At 39.3% G+C, this 18903-nt stretch carries 8 protein-coding genes; 2 read left to right on the top strand and 6 right to left on the bottom strand.

Annotated features, from left to right (window positions below; translation table 11 throughout):
* Nucleotides 1-297: 297 nt before the first annotated feature.
* Nucleotides 298-1842, top strand: coding sequence for a serine/threonine-protein kinase (locus VB733_RS22740; RefSeq protein WP_323342330.1), 1545 nt, complete (start codon nt 298-300; stop codon nt 1840-1842).
* A gap of 174 nt (nt 1843-2016) precedes the next feature.
* Here the strand turns inward: VB733_RS22740 and trpD are convergent, their stop codons facing one another.
* The 6 genes from trpD to VB733_RS22770 all read right to left on the bottom strand — a co-directional run bounded on the left by trpD (nt 2017) and on the right by VB733_RS22770 (nt 17832).
* The gene (gene trpD, locus VB733_RS22745) at nt 2017-3174 is read right to left on the bottom strand and encodes an anthranilate phosphoribosyltransferase (RefSeq protein ID WP_323342331.1); all 1158 of its coding nucleotides are present in this window, start codon (nt 3172-3174) and stop codon (nt 2017-2019) included.
* Between the two features lie 99 nt (nt 3175-3273).
* Nucleotides 3274-6366, bottom strand: coding sequence for a Cna B-type (locus VB733_RS22750; RefSeq protein ID WP_323342332.1), 3093 nt, complete (start codon nt 6364-6366; stop codon nt 3274-3276).
* Between the two features lie 88 nt (nt 6367-6454).
* The gene (locus tag VB733_RS22755; protein WP_323342333.1) at nt 6455-7381 is read right to left on the bottom strand and encodes a molecular chaperone; all 927 of its coding nucleotides are present in this window, start codon (nt 7379-7381) and stop codon (nt 6455-6457) included.
* A gap of 85 nt (nt 7382-7466) precedes the next feature.
* A complete protein-coding gene (locus VB733_RS22760; RefSeq protein WP_323342334.1) occupies nt 7467-8012 on the bottom strand; it encodes a hypothetical protein in 546 nt (181 codons plus the stop codon).
* A gap of 477 nt (nt 8013-8489) precedes the next feature.
* A complete protein-coding gene (locus VB733_RS22765) occupies nt 8490-9092 on the bottom strand; it encodes a hypothetical protein (protein WP_323342335.1) in 603 nt (200 codons plus the stop codon).
* Nucleotides 9093-9504: 412 nt separating this feature from the next.
* The gene (locus VB733_RS22770; RefSeq protein WP_323342336.1) at nt 9505-17832 is read right to left on the bottom strand and encodes a DUF4347 domain-containing protein; all 8328 of its coding nucleotides are present in this window, start codon (nt 17830-17832) and stop codon (nt 9505-9507) included.
* 406 nt (nt 17833-18238) lie between these two features.
* On the opposite strand from VB733_RS22770, the gene VB733_RS22775 reads away from it, so the two are divergent.
* The gene (locus VB733_RS22775) at nt 18239-18721 is read left to right on the top strand and encodes a hypothetical protein (RefSeq protein ID WP_323342337.1); all 483 of its coding nucleotides are present in this window, start codon (nt 18239-18241) and stop codon (nt 18719-18721) included.
* Nucleotides 18722-18903: the final 182 nt, after the last annotated feature.

The following is an 18903-nucleotide window of genomic DNA, read 5'->3' on the forward strand; positions in this document are numbered from 1 at the left end:
CGTCAGGACGGGCCAGAGCATGTGAAAAATTGCCGTTAGGGCAAACTGAATTCGTGACAAGACAACGGTGTCTGCAAGAAAATCCATGAATTCTCCTTATAGGGGATTTCCATCTGAAAAGGGCGGCTTATGGTTATTCTAATTTATTGACTTTATTTTCTCTACATATATCTTCATATAAAATTGATATTAGCTAGGTATGGTGTATTGAGTTTGTATGTAGGTTTCGCATAAAATTACAATTCCGACAGTATTATATAAATAAAAGCCGAATTTAAAAAAATATTATAGATAGCAATGATTGCAGAAATTCCAGCAGGAACATTAATTAATAACCGTTATTTGATTAAAAAACTCCTTGGACAAGGAGGGTTTGGACGTACTTACCTGGCATTTGACAAATACCGTTTTAATGAAAGTTGCGTTTTAAAAGAGTTTGTGCCCGCGACAAATCAAGAAAATATTATTCTGAAATCTCAAGAACTATTTGAGCGAGAAGCAAAAGTTTTATATCAAATTGAACATCCGCAAATACCTAAATTTTTGGCTTCGGTTACGGATGGAAAACGCCTATTCATTGTCCAAGAATATATTGATGGTAAAACTTATTCCCAAATTTTACAAGAGCGTCTGTCTACACAGGGTAGAGCATTCTCGGAAAGTGAAGTGAGAATTTGGTTGCAAGGAATATTACCGATACTCGAATATATCCACCAACGTAAGATAATTCATCGTGATATTTCTTTGGATAATATTATGCTTGCCGATAATAATCCTCAACCTATATTAATTGACTTTGGAGTTGTTAAAGAAAAATTCACGCAATTATTATCAGGAAATTCAGTAAATAGTTTAAACAATAATCACTATTCACTGCAAGGTTCAGTTGTGGGTAAAATTGGTTATTCTCCACCAGAACAATTACGTTTAGGATATTGCTATCCGAGCAGCGATATTTATGCTCTCGGAGTTTCTGCGATTGTGCTTTTGACTGGGAGAATGCCATATTTATTAATAGATGAATCATTAAACTGGCAATGGCAACATTATAGTAATGTCAGTCAAAAATTTGCGAATATCTTGGACAAAATGCTGGCAGAAAAACCAAGTGATCGCTTCCAGTCAGCAAGTGAGGTTCTTCTCGAACTTAATCATCAAAATCAAGCTCAAAATCAAGCCCCAAATCAAGCCCCAAATCAATCTAAACAGTCACCGATTAACCAATTTTTTCAAAAGTCACCCCTTAATATTTTTCAAAGGCAAAAAACTCAACCGAATCCACATAAAACGAACACAAATGCACCTGGATTCACACAAAGGAACGAATCATCCAATCAATTGTATCCACAGACTCCCGTATCTCTGAATCCAAAATTTTTAGAATATTGTCAGCAGGAATTAATTAATTTTATTGGACCATTTGCCACTGTTTTAATGCAACAAACTTTGGAAACATCTCCGAATTTAACAGCAGAGGAATTTATTGAAGCTATTAGTGATGCAATTCCTAATGAAAAATGGGCACAAGAATTTAAAAATAAAATTCAATTACCCAGTATCAGTCAATTATCAGCTTTGCAAAATTCAGCAAGTCAAATTAACAATCAGCAATCGTTAGGTAATACACCTGCTATCATGAATTCAGAATTTCTCAAACATTGTCATCAAGAATTAACCAGTTTTATTGGACCTGTGGCTAAAGTTATTCTCGAAGAAACATTAGCACAATATCCGCAATTAACTACTCAGGAATTAATTGATACATTAGTATCAGAAATTCCTAGTCAAGAAAGGGCACAGGAGTTTAAGCAAAGTATTGGGAAGTATGTAATTAGCAATTAGTAATTAGTAATTACTAATGACGATAGAACTGACGCGGAGATGGGGAGATGGGGAGAAAAATGAATGATAAGCTGATGTGCAGCTAAATTATATAAGTCAAAAACACAAAATAATTGTAGTGTGGGCATCTTGCCCGCATCTTATATACAAATTAGATGCATCGTAGCTTATCATTCATTCCCCTATTTCCTCTTTCCTATTGCCAAATTCAACTAATTGTTCCAATTTTTGCCAAGGTTCTCCACTTTGGATAACTTCCCTGGCAATAACTACAGCATCAGCAAAGTCCTTAACAAAATCACTCTCTGATTTTGATATTTGACTGGAATCTAAATCTTCACCATCAACTGTCTTGCCGCTATCTAATTTTATTTGCTCGCCATATTCACCTACATATAAGGCTAAAGCAGCATTCAAAATCACCACATCTTCCTGCGGTTTTGTTCCTTTCCCCTGCAAAACAGCCTTGAGAATGTCGGCATTTTCTTGAACTTCACCACCTGCTAACATTGAAATTGAAGCGGGATTTATACCTACATCTTTTGGGTCTAATTCTAATTTATGTATTTGTTGATTTGAGAGTATAACTAAATCTGTTTTATCGCCCAATCCGGCTTCATCTAATTTTTCCCGTCCGTGTAATGTAATTGCTCTGCGAGTTCCGATTTGGTTGAGAACTTGAGCAAAAGTTTCCAATAAATCTGGATTATTAATACCAATTACCTGTCCAGTAGGTGATAGAGGATTAAGCAAAGGACCAAGTAAATTAAAAACAGTACGTACTTTGAGAGTTTTGCGTAAAGGCGCGATCGCTTTTAAGGCGGGATGCCAATCTGGTGCAAACAAAAATGTAATTCCGACCTCTTCTAAGGCTAATTGAGCCACTTCTGGACTAACATTTAAATTCACACCCAAAGCTTCTAAAACATCAGCAGAACCAGTTTTTCCCGATGCTGAACGGTTGCCATGTTTGGCGACTTTTAGCCCACAAGCTGCAACTGTAAAAGCAACAGCAGTGGAAATATTAAATGTTGATGCACCATCTCCACCAGTACCGCAAGTATCTACAAATGATTGATTATTAATAATGCGATCGCGTAAATTTGGTTTAACTGATTGTCCATGTAATACCTCAACCATTCCCAACAACTCTTCTGTAGATACTCCCTTAGCTTGAATTGCTGCTAAAATTGCACCGGATATTACGGGAGGAATTTTTTCTTCCAACCAACCATGCATTAATTGGGAAGCTTGGGAAATCGAGAGTGATTCGCGATCGAGTAATTGCTGTAATATTGCCGACCAATTTTGTTCAATGTTAGTTACTACCATTGTTTAAGCTCTAAATATATGCATAAAAATCATGATATTGCTAAATTGGAGGGTTATATCGGGTGCATCTGAATAATTACGATACAACTGACGCAAATATTATTTTGAATTTTGTCCCTTGGGAGACTTATAACCTGGAACGGGTTTGTCGTAAGATGTCACAACTGGTAATTGCAGATTTTGTTCGTAAACGAATTCATTGCGAATCTCTACTTGAATTTTAGGAAGTTCTTCGTTGGAATTGACAGGGACTTGTGGAGGAATTAATAATGTGTACTTCCCAGTTGGAACACCATCAAGACGATAAAGACCAAATTCGTCAGTCCAAGCGGCTAAAACTCTTTTACCTTCGGTATTGATTAAATCCAAGCGTAGATTTACCACTGGTGTTCCAATAGTATCAGTGACTCGTCCTGCCATCCCGTATTCAGCCCTGGCGGTAAAATCTAAGCGAGTCACCGCAGAACTGGCAACTTCAGCAACTACAGCGCTTTTAGATACGGTGAGTTCGATAGGGAGTTTTTCAGGATCGAGTTCGACTGTATATATCCCTTCAGGTAAATTTCCGACGAAGAAATTACCACTTGCATCAGTTCTGGCACCACCTAAATTCTTACCACGGTTATTTATAACCCGAACAATCGCATTGCCCAAATTAAATCCATTTTCTGCACCTTCTACTACTATTCTTCCCGCGATCGCACCTTTTTGTTTACCAAAGGAATTGGAGCTAATAGGGGTAATTTTTCCACCAGCAAAAGATAAATCGGATACGAGGGAAATAGATAAGCGATCGTCTCCAAATCCTCCTAAACCATTTCTACTTCTACTGGGAATACCTTGATAATCAATTCTTGCCAGCAAACCAGGAAGCACTTGCATACTTGCACCAACAATAGGTGCCACGTCACCTTCGCTATAAGCGAGTCCCAAACGCCAACTTAAACCACTGAGATTTAATGTATTGCGGTTAAGGGTTGCAGAATAACGAGTGCCAAAATCACCACCAAATTCGCTGCCAAAAGATAATTGATATTGGCGGTTCAAATTATAGCTAAAATCAGAAAAATATCTATTATTAGAGGAATTAAAAGCGAATCTACTAGCTGAGTTTATTTGATAAAAAGCATTGAATAAATAATTACCTTCAAAATCTGGTCTACCACTCAAAAACATACCCCGCATAGGTCGGAGGGAAAAAGTTGGTAAAATGTAGTCGGCTGACCTGCTACTATCTTGACGACTGCGAGCAATAAATCCCAGATTGAAAGCATTGGCAAACTTATATTTGACTTCTAGACTGTGATTGTAGCGATCGCGTGCAGCTCTACTACTAGGATTGCTGTATCCATTGGGAAATAATTGGGAACTCCCAATTATTTGCAAGCGTTTCAACTGCAAATCCAAATCTGTGGTGTAGCCCAGTTCACCGCGAGAGCTACCAACACTTGCGGATACAATCAATGGATTTGCCAATCGCCAAATTAAACCAGCTTGTGTCTGGACTGTATCAGGAAGGGTTTGTACACCACCTTCAAAAGTCAAGTTTTCTGAAAGTCCTTGACGTAATTGATAAAATGCCGTTAATTTTCCTGCCTCTGAGGAGTTAAAATCATTAAATAAGGTATTCTGAGCTAAATTTCCAGTTAATCCCAAACCACCTAACTGAACTTGTCCACCAGATGGTAATAATAGGTCTGAAGAATTCAATCGTAACGAACGAATTTCTGTTGCTACATTCGGATTATTGCGATCAAAAACGAATAATTCAATTTCATTACTTTGCCCAGTTGGTAAATTGATATCGAGAAACTCATATTTTCCATCTAAACCAACTTGCTGTTGAGCGATCGCAATTCCTCCAACCCGCAACTGGACGAAACTAGCGGGTGCTACGGTTCCTTGAAATGTCTGGATTGGGCGCGATCGTCTGGGTAACAGTTCGGAAGCGCTATAGGTTTCATTAAAACGGTCTTTGGGTAAGTTGGTAAAAGCAAATTGCGCCCCAGTCAAATTGACGTTATTTAGTAATGGATGTAGACCAATTTGTTGCCGTCCAACTTGATAGCTAAATTGACCATTCTTTTTGTAATAAAAATATTCGGATATGTCTGGAGAGTTAATGAAGTTATTATTTAGACGAACACGCCATAAACCACCACCTAAACGTCCACCTACAAGTGAAGAACTACGAAAATTATTATCGCCACCACCTGTAGTAATAGATAATTCTTGTCTGTAACTAGAAATCCCACTTAGAGCCGGAAAAAACTCTGGTTTTAGCTGGGCTAATTCTGGTCTTCTTTGACTACCTTCGCCCCAAGGCAAATCAATAATTAAAGCAAAATCAAAGTTATTTAATTCAATATTAGCAAGTAATTTTTCTTTTAAGACTTTATCGCTAATATAATCAATTTCATTAATTGTTTTGAGTTCATTTTCTGCTAGTTTAATTTTTCCTAATGGCGTATTTAATTCGGTTATTCCGTTAATTTTTTCTACAGAAAACTTAGCCAGTTTAGCAAATTCTAAAAGTGGCAGTAGTAAAGTATCTTCTTCTCTGGCAACATCTAAAGTACCAACTTCGCGTTTATTAATAACTACACCAAGTAGTAAGTTATTGGTTCCATTATTAGCAGTTTCAATACCCGCAACAACTGAAATATTATCTAGTTTTGAGTCTGTTTTTGAGTCTATTTTTGTAACTTCTGTTTTTGAGTCTAGTTTTATAACTTCAGCTTTTGATTGTTCTATTTTTGGAATACTAATTTTTGGAGTTTTGCTATTTAGGGAATTATAATCAAGTTTTTGCCGTAACCTAGCTCTTACATCTTCCCAATCGAGTAATTTTTTAGTCGTTTTTTCCTGTAAAGCTAGTAAATCAGGATCATTTTTGTTAACTACTCGTAGGCGCTTTAACTTATCTATCAGATTCTCTTTACTATTCTTGGCAGCAGATTCTGTAGTGTGAATGCGTTCAACAATTGAGTTTTTTTCTACTTCTTGTAGTTCTAAATCTGATTGTGAGATAGTTGACTGAGAAATATTAGGGTTGACATTTGGGCTGACAGAAGTAAAATTCACCTCCGTAGCTGGAGCTTCTCGCTCAAAATTAGATGACTCTGGGGCAGAGGTATTTTCGGAAATAACAGTCGTTGCGATTGTTGGGGGTTGGGTAACTTGATAAAACATTACTCGAATACAGATAAATGTATTAATAAACGGTAAATCTTGCTCTGATGCGTAACTGCAAAGCTTCTGCTATCACTCAAAAATCAATCTATCTGCTGCGAAGTTGATTTTTTAGGCTACTAGAAGAACGACTGGGAGGATTACTATTCATTCTTGCTGGAACTGTGAAATTGATTCCACGATCAATTTGTGTACCGCTCAATTCACCATTTAAATCCAATACATAATTACCAGGAGCTAATTGTTGACTAATATTCAGCACTAATTGACGACGGGTATCTGGTAGTACGGGACTCGAAGGTAAACTGCCAATAGCAACTACACCGTCGGGAAGCTTTGGCTTTCCTTTTCCTGCATCTGATATTTGCTCAGTTTTGCTTGCTCCAGGATACTTATTAGCTTGCCAAATTGCATATTGTCCGCTCATTCGCACATGAGCAGTACCTTGACTGGAAATATCAAAAGTTGCTTTAACTGGTGCATTTTTAGTATCTACTGCGATCGCATTAATAACTCCAACTTTTTTGATATTGCCTACATAAGCATAGACACCAACTCCATAACGTCCAACAACTCTTACCGGAGTCGGAGCTTTGTCTGAATTTTCATTCGGCACTTCTTCAACATATATGAGTGTCCGATGTTCCCCTAGTTGGGGTTTGATGCGGGGACGAATGGAGAAACGCACAGTTTGAGATTTTCCAGGAGGAATTGTAAATTTTCCAGGGTTGACGACAATCCATTTACCTAATGACTGCTCACTTGGTGGTAAAGGCTGAACTTTATTTTGTTCATCCAATGTCCAATCTTGAATGTAAATCCTAAAAGTCGCTGGTTTCGAGCCAATATTAACAACACGAAAAACTTCTGTTGTTGGTCTTTTATCATCAAGTTTCAGTTCAAATCGAGGTGGACTAACCCCAATTGATATTGCAGATGCAGGTAATTGAAAAGCTGTGATGAAAGTACCAAGTGCTAAAACACTAGCACTGATTTTTTGTAAATTCTCCAACATAATTTTTACTGACTAATTTGTAATTACAGAATTGAGAAATAATGAGCTTAATTGGATTAAATTTAATTGAATTGAATCTTGACACTTATGGTAATGAATTACCTGGTGTCACCCTTATTTGTAAGTTGCCTAGATAATTTCCAGAAGCTTTTATATTAGATACATCAAATTTAAGAGTTCCTCCACCTGTGACAATGATATAGCCTTCCTGTGAGCTACTTCTCGTTGATATAGTTTGTCCATCAATTGCCACTAGTTGAATTTCTGATGTTCCGACATTGGCGCTTTGAAGTTTGTCATATATATAATCGACTGTTAAACCAGCTTGATTATTTTCAGGAATTTTCAACTCCCATAAATTCTCAACCCTGAAAGTGATTATCTGGTTAATTACTGGTATTGGTGATGACTGTAAAGGAGTACCATCGGGTACTATTAGCTTTGTTTTTCCATCCGCTACAATATCATTAATTTTAATTTTTAGGTCTTTTAATGCATCTTTATTTATTTTCAGGCAACCATCTTCAACATCTGCACATTGAACTGGTGCTGCATTAACTTTATGTATATTTCCTATTTGAACTAGGCAAAGTAAAGTTGCTACTATACTAATAAAATATTCACGTTTCATTTCATTCGCAAGCTGATTGTTTATCTGGGTGGAAAGTTAATTATTTGGATTTAGATAGTTATTTATTGGTGGTTGTATAAATGTGGGATGAATTAGCGGCTAAAACCATTCATTATTGGTTCAAGTAGAGCGAATATATCCCTTTATTTAGTAACACCTATTTATTTATATACGCAATATTTACTTACTGCCACTTTAAAAATTAATAAATTTTATGCTGGTAATAATTGTAATTACATTATTACTACTGAGTTGAAATTTAATAGGAGATAAATTCTGTTGTTAGAACTGAGTTAAGGTGTTCGGCATATAGCTTTAAATAGGATTTTTTGTACAAACTAAGTCTGCCAATGGAGACTTAGTTTGCAAAAAGCCCGTCCTAAAAACCAAATTATTCCCTAACTCAGAGTTTAATTTCTCAAAATTCTATGCTTTCTGAAAAATAAGCAAATTGTGGCTTTTAACTACTTTTAATTACTAAACACCTTCAGCAGAAACTCTAACTACACCACCAGTGTGTAAACCTGACGCTCTGACTGCATTTAAGTCGAAAGTAAAGTCTACCGAACCTTCGATAGCACCAGTGCCACTTATACCAGGAGCAGATGTTGGTGATGCAGGTGTACTAGCATTTTTTGCTAATGAGAGAGTTATAGAAGATGTACCTAAATCTAGGGTGTCATTGTCTACAACAGCATCATGTGAGATGTTTCCAGCAACACCGCCAAGACCCCAGGTTCGATACAAAAGCACATTACTATATACCTTGTTACCACCATTGACGACTGTACTTGTTACTGGAGGTAAAGCTGGAGTGACAGTAGTTGCACCTGCTGCTACTGTACCAACTGTCGCGTCATCCAAGACACCATCGTTTGTAACGGTGGCAGTTGTTAAATCAGCAACATCTAGATTAAAAGTAATACTGTCATAAGTTTGCAGAAATACAACTGGTGGTACCTCAACTGATATTTCTACATCTGATTCTACAGGTGCTGCATGTGCTGCTGTCGATAACAGTCCGTTAACTGATACACTAGCTCCTAAAATCAAAGCAGCAAGGGAAATTATTCTTTTCATAATGAAAATCTATTTGTACTGTCTACGTGTATGATTGTATTTATGATTGCTATGATTGAACCTCAGTGAAATTACGATTTTGTGTTTTATATCGTGATTTTTTTAAATATGATTATCCGTGTTAATGAAGAATGTGATGCATTTCGGATGACTAATTTAGACATCTGATGAAAATTAATGATGCGTTATGGCGCTTCTCGGTTGCATACAATAAATACACTAACCTAACCCCCAACCCCTTCCCTGCAAGGGAAAGGGAGCAAGATAAATGTATTTCACTTGTATGAAAACCGCTATATCCAAAAACCTTGTAGAGAAATAGTTTTTGGAGATGTATAAATCTGAAAATCAATATCCCCAACTTCTTGTGGTAAAAAAGTTGAGGATATGAAACTAGATATTCAGATATTAATTATCCAAAAAAGAAGTTAGTTGTGTTACCAGTAGCTAAGTTCAAGCTAATATTGCTGGCGCTAAATCCAGTTGTATTTTCCAAAGTCATTAGAATGTTACCAGTTCCAGTAAAGCTAGTGCCATTCCCCAGGCGGAACATGGTACTACTACCATTGACGACAACATCAACTGCTGTGATGCCATTAAATTGGAGTAAATCACCATTTGCACCACGAGAAAAATCGTAAACAGTATCGCTACCATCGCCAGAATTATAGACAACAGTATCTATATCGCTATCTTTCCCAAGGGACAAAATATCGTTGCCACGTCCACCAATGAGAATGTCGGCACCAGCACCACCAATTATATTATCATTACCTTCTGCGCCTTCGAGAATATTATTGCCGCTATTGCCTTGAATCAAGTTATTGAGAGCATTACCCGTGCCATTAATGTTGCCTGTACCAGTGAGTCTTAATCTCTCAATATTTTCTCCCAAAGTCCAAGTTAAGGAAGATTCAATTGTATCTATGCCCTCGTTTGCCAGTTCGATGACAATGTCATTGATGCTATCGACGATATACGTATCATTACCCAAGCCACCAATTAAGGTGTCATTACCTGCACCACCATTTAAGGTGTCGTTACCATTCAAACCGTAGAGAATATTATCGCTAGCATTACCAATGAGAACGTTATTTAATTCATTGCCTCTACCCTCAATCGCTGTGCCAGTTAAGGTTAAGTTCTCGATATTACTTGTCAATGTCCAATTGATGGAAGCAAAAACAATATCTGTACCCTCGTTTAAGTTTTCTACGATACTATCCTTGTTGTCATCAATGTAGTAAGTATCGTTGCCAGCACCGCCAGAGAAAATATTTGTGCCACTGTTACCAATGAAAATGTTGTTGAGAGCATTACCATTACCATTGATATTATCTGTACCAGTTAGGGTAAGGTTTTCCAGGTTGGCTCCCAGAGTCCAAGTGATGGCAGCTAAGACTGTATCTATACCCTCATTGGCATTCTCAATAATTGTGTCATTGTCATTGATGATGTAAGTGTCGTTACCAGTGCCACCAATTAAGATATCAATGCCAGCACCACCATTTAGAGTATCATTCCCTGCCAAACCTCTGAGAGTATTGGCAGCAGAGTTACCGATGAGAATATTTGCAAGATCGTTACCAGTACCATCGATCGCATTATTTCCTGTTAAATTGAGATTCTCAATATTGCTACCCAAGGTATAAGTCACCGAGGCATTAATTGTATCAATGCCGTAGTTATAAAATTCCTGCACAATATCGGCTACATCATCCACAAAATAGATATCATCACCAGCATCACCGTTCATCGTGTCAGCACCAGCGCCACCATCGATGACATCGTTGCCGTTTCCACCGCGAAGGTTATCGTTGCCAGCACCACCATCGATTATGTCGTCGCCATTACCACCGTTAATGATGTCGTTATTAGCGGTACCGATGATTTCCTCTGAGTTGGCATTCCCTGTAAAATTGACAGTTCCGGCAAAACCACTAAAGTCGAATTTCTCGAAGTTTCTAATTGTTAAACCCGGAATTCCCGAAAAGATTTGATTGGTGTTGTTGGTATTGAAAATGAGGGAGTCTGTTGTGCTTCCTCCAGTGAGAATGAAGTTATCGTTACCACCTTGTCCATCGACTACATCATTTTGCTGAAGATTGCTAAACAGGGCAGTAATTGTGTCGTCACTATCCCCAGCAGAAATTATATCTTTTCTGTTGGTTGGTGAAAGTGTATCTATTCCCGGTGTGCCATTGATGTAGTTAACTAAGCTAACGGTACGGCTTAATTGTGTTGCTGCGGTGTTATTGTTTCCAGCAATATCGGCAACTGTGTTTGCTGCAATATCAATGGTTAAAGTCCCGTCAACGGTGGGGGTGACATTAAAGGTGTAGGTTATGCCACCATTCGCAGTTGTCAGGCTGTTGGCTACTAAAGTTCCACCCACGATAGAGATGTCGCTGGCGGTAAAACCAGTGACTACTTCGCTAAAGGTTGCGGTGACAGTAAATGGATTCTCGTCAAGGGTTGCTGGTGCTGTGGAAGAAAGAGTTACACTTGGAGCGATCGCATCTACTAAAACTGCGTTAGTGGTACCAATATTATTCAAGGCTAGTACCGCATCATTACCAGCACCATCGCGAATAGTCGCATTACCACTTAGGGAAAGGGCATTTGCCACCGCAATCCCATCGATATCAAGATTGCCAGCAGCTACTGTATAGCGGAAGATGTGAGTATTGCTCGATGCTCCAGTACCTAACAATGTTGCATTGACTGTACCACCCGTGTCTAAGCTAATTGGTAGAACTACAGCACCCGTTCCCTTGTTAATAATGACTGCTTCCGAAAAGGTAACGGTGAAATCAAGATTTTGTTCGGCTCTGTAGCTACCGTTGGGGGGGACAGTGACGCTGGTGATGGTTGGGGTGACACCATCAATAACAATTGCTTTGTTTGCACCTAAGGAATTCGCAGCACCAGGATTGGCTAAATTCAAATTAGCATCTAGTCCGGCGGCATTTTTGATAGTTCCGCTATTTAGAGATAGGGCTGTATTGGCAATATAATCTAGGTCAAGAGTATTATCTCCCGCCGCCACGGTGTAACTGAAGGTTAGGGTATTGGTTCCGCTACCACTGGTGTAGTTAACAACTGCGTCTGTTGTTCCTGTTTCCAGAGTTAATTGGGGAGTACCAGTAACATTGACAACTTCATCGAAGGTGACGGTAATGGCAATGATACTACCTGCTTTATAAGTAGTGTTAGCGGCAGTAGAAGTGACATTAGTTATTCTGGGTACTTGCATCTCCAATGCCCCAATGTCAACTCTGCCATTACGAATACGGCTAAAGCCAGTACCCCGTTGATCTGTAGTAAAACCAGTAAAGGTTGGATTTCCGGCGTTGACGGCAGGGCTACCATTGAGTAAAGCATGGGTTGGAGTTGTACCACCGTTATTAGCGAGGGATGCTAATCCGGGGTTGGAGTTGATAATATCCGTACCCATGCCTAATGTACCAGAGGTGATACCCGTTGTATTGCCAATTAAGTTGTAATTATTGCCGTTGAAAGTTGCACCAAAAATATCTGGAGCTTCTCCACCTTTATCGATGTTGCTGGCGATAATGCTATTGCTAATGGTGAAAGTTCCGCCAGAACTAAAGATGCCACCAGCATTTCCAGTATTATTATTGTCATTATCAGCTATATTGAAGGCGATCGTGCTGTTGCGAATCGTTCCACCACCACTTCTAATGCCTCCACCATTCAAGTTAGCGGTGTTGCCAGAAATAGTGCTGTTGTTTAAGTTGGCAATACTATTGGTAAAAATACCACCACCAGTAGATTTGGCATTATTACCGAAAATAGTGCTGTTATTTAAGGTGACGCGACCAGCGCTAAAGATACCACCACCATCTAAGTCAGCGCTGTTACCGGAAACAACACTATTGGTTAAGGTGAGAGCGCTACCACTATAAATACCACCACCACGGGAATTTGTGGTGGCACTTTCTCCAACAGTATTTCTAGCGTTACCCCCACTAATAGTGATATTTTCAAGGGTTAAATCTGCACCACTTGTACGAATGACACGAAAACCAGTTGCACTATCGCTATTTCCCTGAATGGTGAGTTTATCTGCTCCAGTACCGCGAATAGTTAATTGATTAGTAACAAGCAATTCCGCAGAAGTGAGGGTAATGACATCCGGTGCTGCATCAGTAAATACACTACCGGCAAATGTAATTGTATCCACACCAGGATTTGCATTGGCGTTCAAAATAGCTTGTCGTAGTGAACCTTCACCGCTATCGTTGGTGTTGGTGACAACAAAATCATTGGCATTAATCGTAACCGTGGCATTAGAATTAACTGTATCCACGGTATAACTACCCATTGCCAAATTCAGCCTGAGAGTTTCTGCTGCTTCCGCTTGAATATCATCAATTGCCGTAAGATTAACATCAACAAAATTCTGTCCGTCGGGGATTTCTACCGATAAACCACCAGAGGAAAGGGTGTAGTCACTAGCTGATGTCGTACTGCTGCCATCGATCGCGAGATTGACTGTTAAATTACCGACAGTACCAGTGCGGTAAATTCGGTAAATACCGTTACTACCACCTTCATTGGCTGTATTAGTTAGTGCAGTGATGCTGACGACAGGTATAGTGTTAATGCTAAATACATCGTTGGCATTGAACTGAGTTTGGACATTACCAACTGCGTCTTCTGCTCCCGTGACACTGATGTCGATATTTGCAAGTGCCTCATTAACATCCACGACGTTATAGGTAGCAACATAGGTTGTATTATTTGTCCAGCTACCACTAGCAAAGGCGATCGTATTATTGGGATTTTCTGTGGGGAAGGTAATGGTGGGATTGACGGTAGTTTTCATCGCTTCGCTATAGTTCAGCGTTAGGGTGAAAGTACCTGCTCCCACATTGGCATCAGCTATTATCGATAGATTGGGGATGGTGCTGTTGATGATTGGAGCAATGCCATCAATCACAATAGCTTTATTTGCACCTAAAGAATTCGCTGTACCAGAAGTTGCTAAAGTTAAATTAGCGTCAGTTCCGGCAGCATTTTTGATACTACCGCCATTGAGGGATAGGGCTGCGTTGGAAATATAATCTAGGTCAAGAGTATTATTACCCGCCGCCACGGTGTAACTGAAAGTGAGGGTATTGCTTCCACTACCACTGCTGTAGTTGACAACTGCATCTGTTATTCCCGTTTCCAGGGTTAATTGGGGAGTCCCTACAACATTGACGATTTCATCAAAGGTGATGGTGATGGGAATAATATCACCGATTTTGTAGCTAGCATCTGTGGCTGTTGAGGTAACGTTGGTGATATCCGCCACTGGCGTGACGCTGGTTGTAATTGCACCTATATTGGCTGATATTGCTGTGCTACCGCCATTTGTAGTTGTATCAATGTTGATGCGGTTACTGCCAGTTGTGAAAGTGCTGTAGGTGTTATCCAATACCCGCACTGTTAAATCTGATGGTGTGCCGTTGTAGTTGGCAACGGGGACAAATCGCACTTTGGTGCTGGCAGATAGGGCTAGGGCATTGGTTCCATCCCCCACTGTGCCAACATCAAACCAGTTTGTGTTATCGGTGGAATATTGCCATTTTCCTTGGGTGGTAGCGTTGGCTGTATTTCCGACTATCGCAACACCACTAAGGCTTGCACCTACATCTGGGTCGTTAAATATACCTGTAATTAGATTGGTAATGCTGTCGCCGATGGGGTTGGAAGTATCTTCAACTGTAGCTTGGAGAAATCCTCCTGTGCTGATGGTAATAGCTTTCCCGCTACGTATATTTGGATTATTTGCATTGTTAAATGATACTAATAATGGATTGTTGCCAGGAGCACCCACATTTTTGATGCCGACTGTAGCGCTGGCTCCATTATCTAAATTAGAAGTGGTCAGTTCCAGGTCTACGTAGTTAAAAGTAATGCGTCCTGGAACGTTATTAGAATTTAGTTGCAAAATAGCCTGGAAGGTACTGGTGTCAGTATTTGAACCACTAAAATGACGAATATCACTCCATTCAATAATTAACTGGTCGGGAGTCCCATCAGTGTTAATATCTCGAAATTGGTATAAAACAAGGTCATCTGGGATTCCGTTGCGAGAAGTGATCCAATCATCCCAAAGTGGCGCGATCGCAGCTTGAGATACATTTGAAGTGAAATTAGTGTTGCTAAATGCATTATTTGCACTACCAAATGTAATCAGTCCATTAGAGCTAATAAATAGCTGGTTGTTGCCAGTATGGGTTACACCATAAAAGTTAAAAGTATTACTGCCCAAATCAATAGGAGTGCTAACATCATCAACACTACTTAAAGCGCTAATAGTAAATACACCAGGTGTTCCGGCAATTAAATCAATAGACTCGTAGGGTGTTGAGACTGCGAGGTAGTCACTTACTATTGTTGGAGCATTATTAACTGGTTGAATACTTAATGTGGCTGTTTTGCTAGCCGCACTAAAAGGAGTTATGCCACCATTTGATGAAGTATTTATCCCCGCAGTTCCACTTACAGAGTTATCTGTACCATCCCAACCCCGAAATGTAATGTTCGCCGTACTGCTGGAATTAGGATTATTAGGTACAAAGCGAACTCTTGCTTCTTGCTGAAGTTCCACCCGCCCTAATGTCACATCAGCTTGTGCAGAAGTGGTTGCATCACCCATAAATACGAAATTTGTCTTTTCGTAAGGGTCGTAGGATAAACCGGCTCCTGTGTGGTTAAATGCTCTGTAATCACGTAAGGAACCCGTAAGAATTGGTGTATTTCCACCAGCAGCGAATAATTCGTAGGTATCACCTTTTACTTTCAAATCATATCGGGTGAGATTACTTTTAGTGTCGTAAGTAACCCCTTCAGCTTGAGTAAATAGGGTTCTAGATGAATTCGGAACAGGCTGCACATCGGCTCCACCATCCTGTGCCCAAATTCGATTTTCCCAAAAACCAAGTTCGATCGCCTTAGTATTATCGCTAGTAACTACAATCACAGAAAAGCCAGCGCGGTCTTCTTTCCCATCAAGATTATCATCACTGCTGTGGGACTCACTATTAATTTTGAGGTCAAAACTGAGGGTAAAACCTTGATTGCGGTCTAAAACTGGGAAATTACCGTTTAAGGGATTTGGTTGCAGCGCATCGTAGTTACTGTAACCAGCGTAACCTGCTTGTGTACTTACTAGTTGAGTTGTGCTTCCTACAACAGTTTGAGTCCCACCAGTTACCCCAAACTGAAACCAACCTTGGGTGTTGGGTGTACCACCTAATGTTCCTTGGTACATTGGTGTTACAGATGACAGCACAGTGGCGGAACTATCGGAAACTGAACCAAAGCTTGTCCAATTAGAGCCACCGTTAAGGGAATATTCCCAAGTCCCATCACCTGTTAACCCCGTGACTGCAATTCCTTGAGTATTGTAGTCAGCATCGGTGATTCGGTCTTTAATCAAATCAGCAACTAAAACTCCGTTGTTACTAGCCGGATTAATAGCTGGTAAAATTGGAGTGCCTACCGTATTCAGTACGGGTGCATCGTTACGCAAGCGATCGACCCAAGCTGTATTTGCTCCACCATTCGCCGAACCAGGAGTAGCTGACGCAGCATCAAAATCAGCTGACCAATAAAGAGGATTTGTTGCACCTGAAGCTGTGTTATTGAGATAGGCGCTAGCTTTGCCGCTATTTGGAGTAGTAGTTCTAGAAAACTTATGTAATTCAGTACCGCTAGCATTTAGCAAGCGTGGTACATCTGAATTGTTAGTATTTGCAAAATCACCAGTTGTACCACTCCACCCAGATGTACGGCTAACGGCAAAATCTCCACTGCTATTTAAGGATGATATTTGTAATACATAATCTCCAGTCGCAGGATTGTAAGTAATGTCTGGGGTAATATTTGTGTCAACATCACCTCCGTTATACAAAACTATTAAAGTTCCAGCCTTTAGATTGCTGAAACCAGCCCCAGAGAAAGTAATATTTAAAGTATTTGAGGTGGCTCCATCAACTAATCTCGCATTTTGTAAATTAAGACCATCTTTAACAACTAAAATTTCAACCCATTCTTTTGCACCATTAGCACCTTGGGAAAATTCGTTAATAATGACATCGCCAACAGATGCGTTTAAAACTCCACTATAAGTCTCCATCACCTCTTGGGAAAACGCTAAAGTAGCTTTAATATTTCCCGTCTTCACCTCCAAATCCCAATCGCCACCCAGCGTCGCACTCCCAGTCAAATCATCCGACGCAGCTACATTCGCACCTGTCAACTGACTCAACTGCCGCACAAAAGCAACACCTGCCTCGCCTGCTGCGACATTGCAACCATACAATAAAATGTCAGCTTCTTCTACCAGCGCTCTTTTCCACTGTTGCAACTGACTCTCGTAGCAACCTAAATTATCTGAATTTAAATAATTTGACCCCAGTTGTAAACTTCCAGCACTACCGTGGGAAACAATGTGCAGCGAATCATATCGCTTACCTAGCAAACTCTCGGTTATCTGTGTAATCCCATCCTTTGTGGGGTCAAGAATGAGAACGTCTGTATCTGGTTGAATATTTGCTATCAGATTTTGATAATCGGGGACTCTAGTATCAACAAATACTATATTTTTCTTAAATACTATATTTTTCTTATTAATTATTCTTGATGAGCTAAAATCATTTGCCAATGTATTCGATAATACTTCTTCACGAGTATCATAGTATCTATCTGATAGTGCTTTCATAATTGCTAGATTTATTTCAATTAATATTTGAGATTAAAGTGTATACGCATAAAACATTATTGCTGTTGGTAATAATTAACACCTCAGTGTTTGTACTAAGCTTAATTTAGTGATTTTATTAAAATTACTGGTGAAAATCAGACAATAAAGTTTTGAAATATTCTCTATTAACAAAAAATAAATTATACTAATCCCAAATATTTGCTATACCCTTAAGTATCCTTAATTACATTGCTGCATAGCAACTTCTGTTAAATAACAAAATAAAAATACTGATATAAAAATCACTAAAATTAGTAAATTTCAGCGATTATTGACAGTTTTTTCTTGAGCATATTTGCGGTTGCATCCGTAGTTCCCCTGAAGCTATCTTCAGTTAACATCTGAAATTTAAGGGAGATTACTGATGCTTTACCGCTTAGGACTCACTTTTGGTTTAGTGCTGACGTGTTTAGCTGCTACGACGACAGTAACCCTTGCTGAGAGCGCCACTGTAGAAATCCAATTTAGCGGCACAATCCCAGAACGAACATCGGTTAGTATCCCCACAAATCAAGTAGCAGAATCACTTTCCAGCAGTTCATTAAAAACTCTGGAAGCCTCGCAACCTAGTAATAACATTACCAATTTGCGTTTTAATTCCACTCGCAGCACTGATGTTATCGTTTCACCGCCTCAGTTTGTCTCCGGTTCTCATCCCGAACCGCAGGGAACAACCCACAGCAGTTTACTTAAAGTTGGTACAGATACAAACAATCTGGGTAGAACCAGTGCCACCATGCCCCCAGGAGAAACTGATTTACAATTACAAACCTTGATTAAAGCGCCTCAAGATTTTCCACCGGGAACTTATAACTACACCACAACTTTAACAACCATCATTCCTTAAGAATCAGTGAGTCATCTTCAGGGATGCAAGTTACAAAGAATACAATATGACCTCTCTCTGAATCTCTCTCTGAATCTCTCTCCTGCGAGGAGACAGACTTTGAAACCTTAATTTTGAGTAGGGTGTGTTAACGATAAGCTGATGTGCAGCTAAATTATATAAGTCAAAAACCCAAAATAATT

The organism is Calothrix sp. UHCC 0171, from assembly GCF_034931845.1.
Classification (GTDB): Bacteria; Cyanobacteriota; Cyanobacteriia; order Cyanobacteriales; family Nostocaceae; genus Brunnivagina.

Coding starts and splice junctions, on each gene's coding strand:
- VB733_RS22765 (WP_323342335.1), bottom strand. CDS start 9,092: ATGAAAAGAATAATTTCCCTTGCTGCTTTGATTTTAGGAGCTAGTGTA.
- VB733_RS22740 (WP_323342330.1), top strand. CDS start 298: ATGATTGCAGAAATTCCAGCAGGAACATTAATTAATAACCGTTATTTG.
- VB733_RS22770 (WP_323342336.1), bottom strand. CDS start 17,832: ATGAAAGCACTATCAGATAGATACTATGATACTCGTGAAGAAGTATTA.
- trpD (WP_323342331.1), bottom strand. CDS start 3,174: ATGGTAGTAACTAACATTGAACAAAATTGGTCGGCAATATTACAGCAA.
- VB733_RS22755 (WP_323342333.1), bottom strand. CDS start 7,381: ATGTTGGAGAATTTACAAAAAATCAGTGCTAGTGTTTTAGCACTTGGT.
- VB733_RS22760 (WP_323342334.1), bottom strand. CDS start 8,012: ATGAAACGTGAATATTTTATTAGTATAGTAGCAACTTTACTTTGCCTA.
- VB733_RS22750 (WP_323342332.1), bottom strand. CDS start 6,366: ATGTTTTATCAAGTTACCCAACCCCCAACAATCGCAACGACTGTTATT.
- VB733_RS22775 (WP_323342337.1), top strand. CDS start 18,239: ATGCTTTACCGCTTAGGACTCACTTTTGGTTTAGTGCTGACGTGTTTA.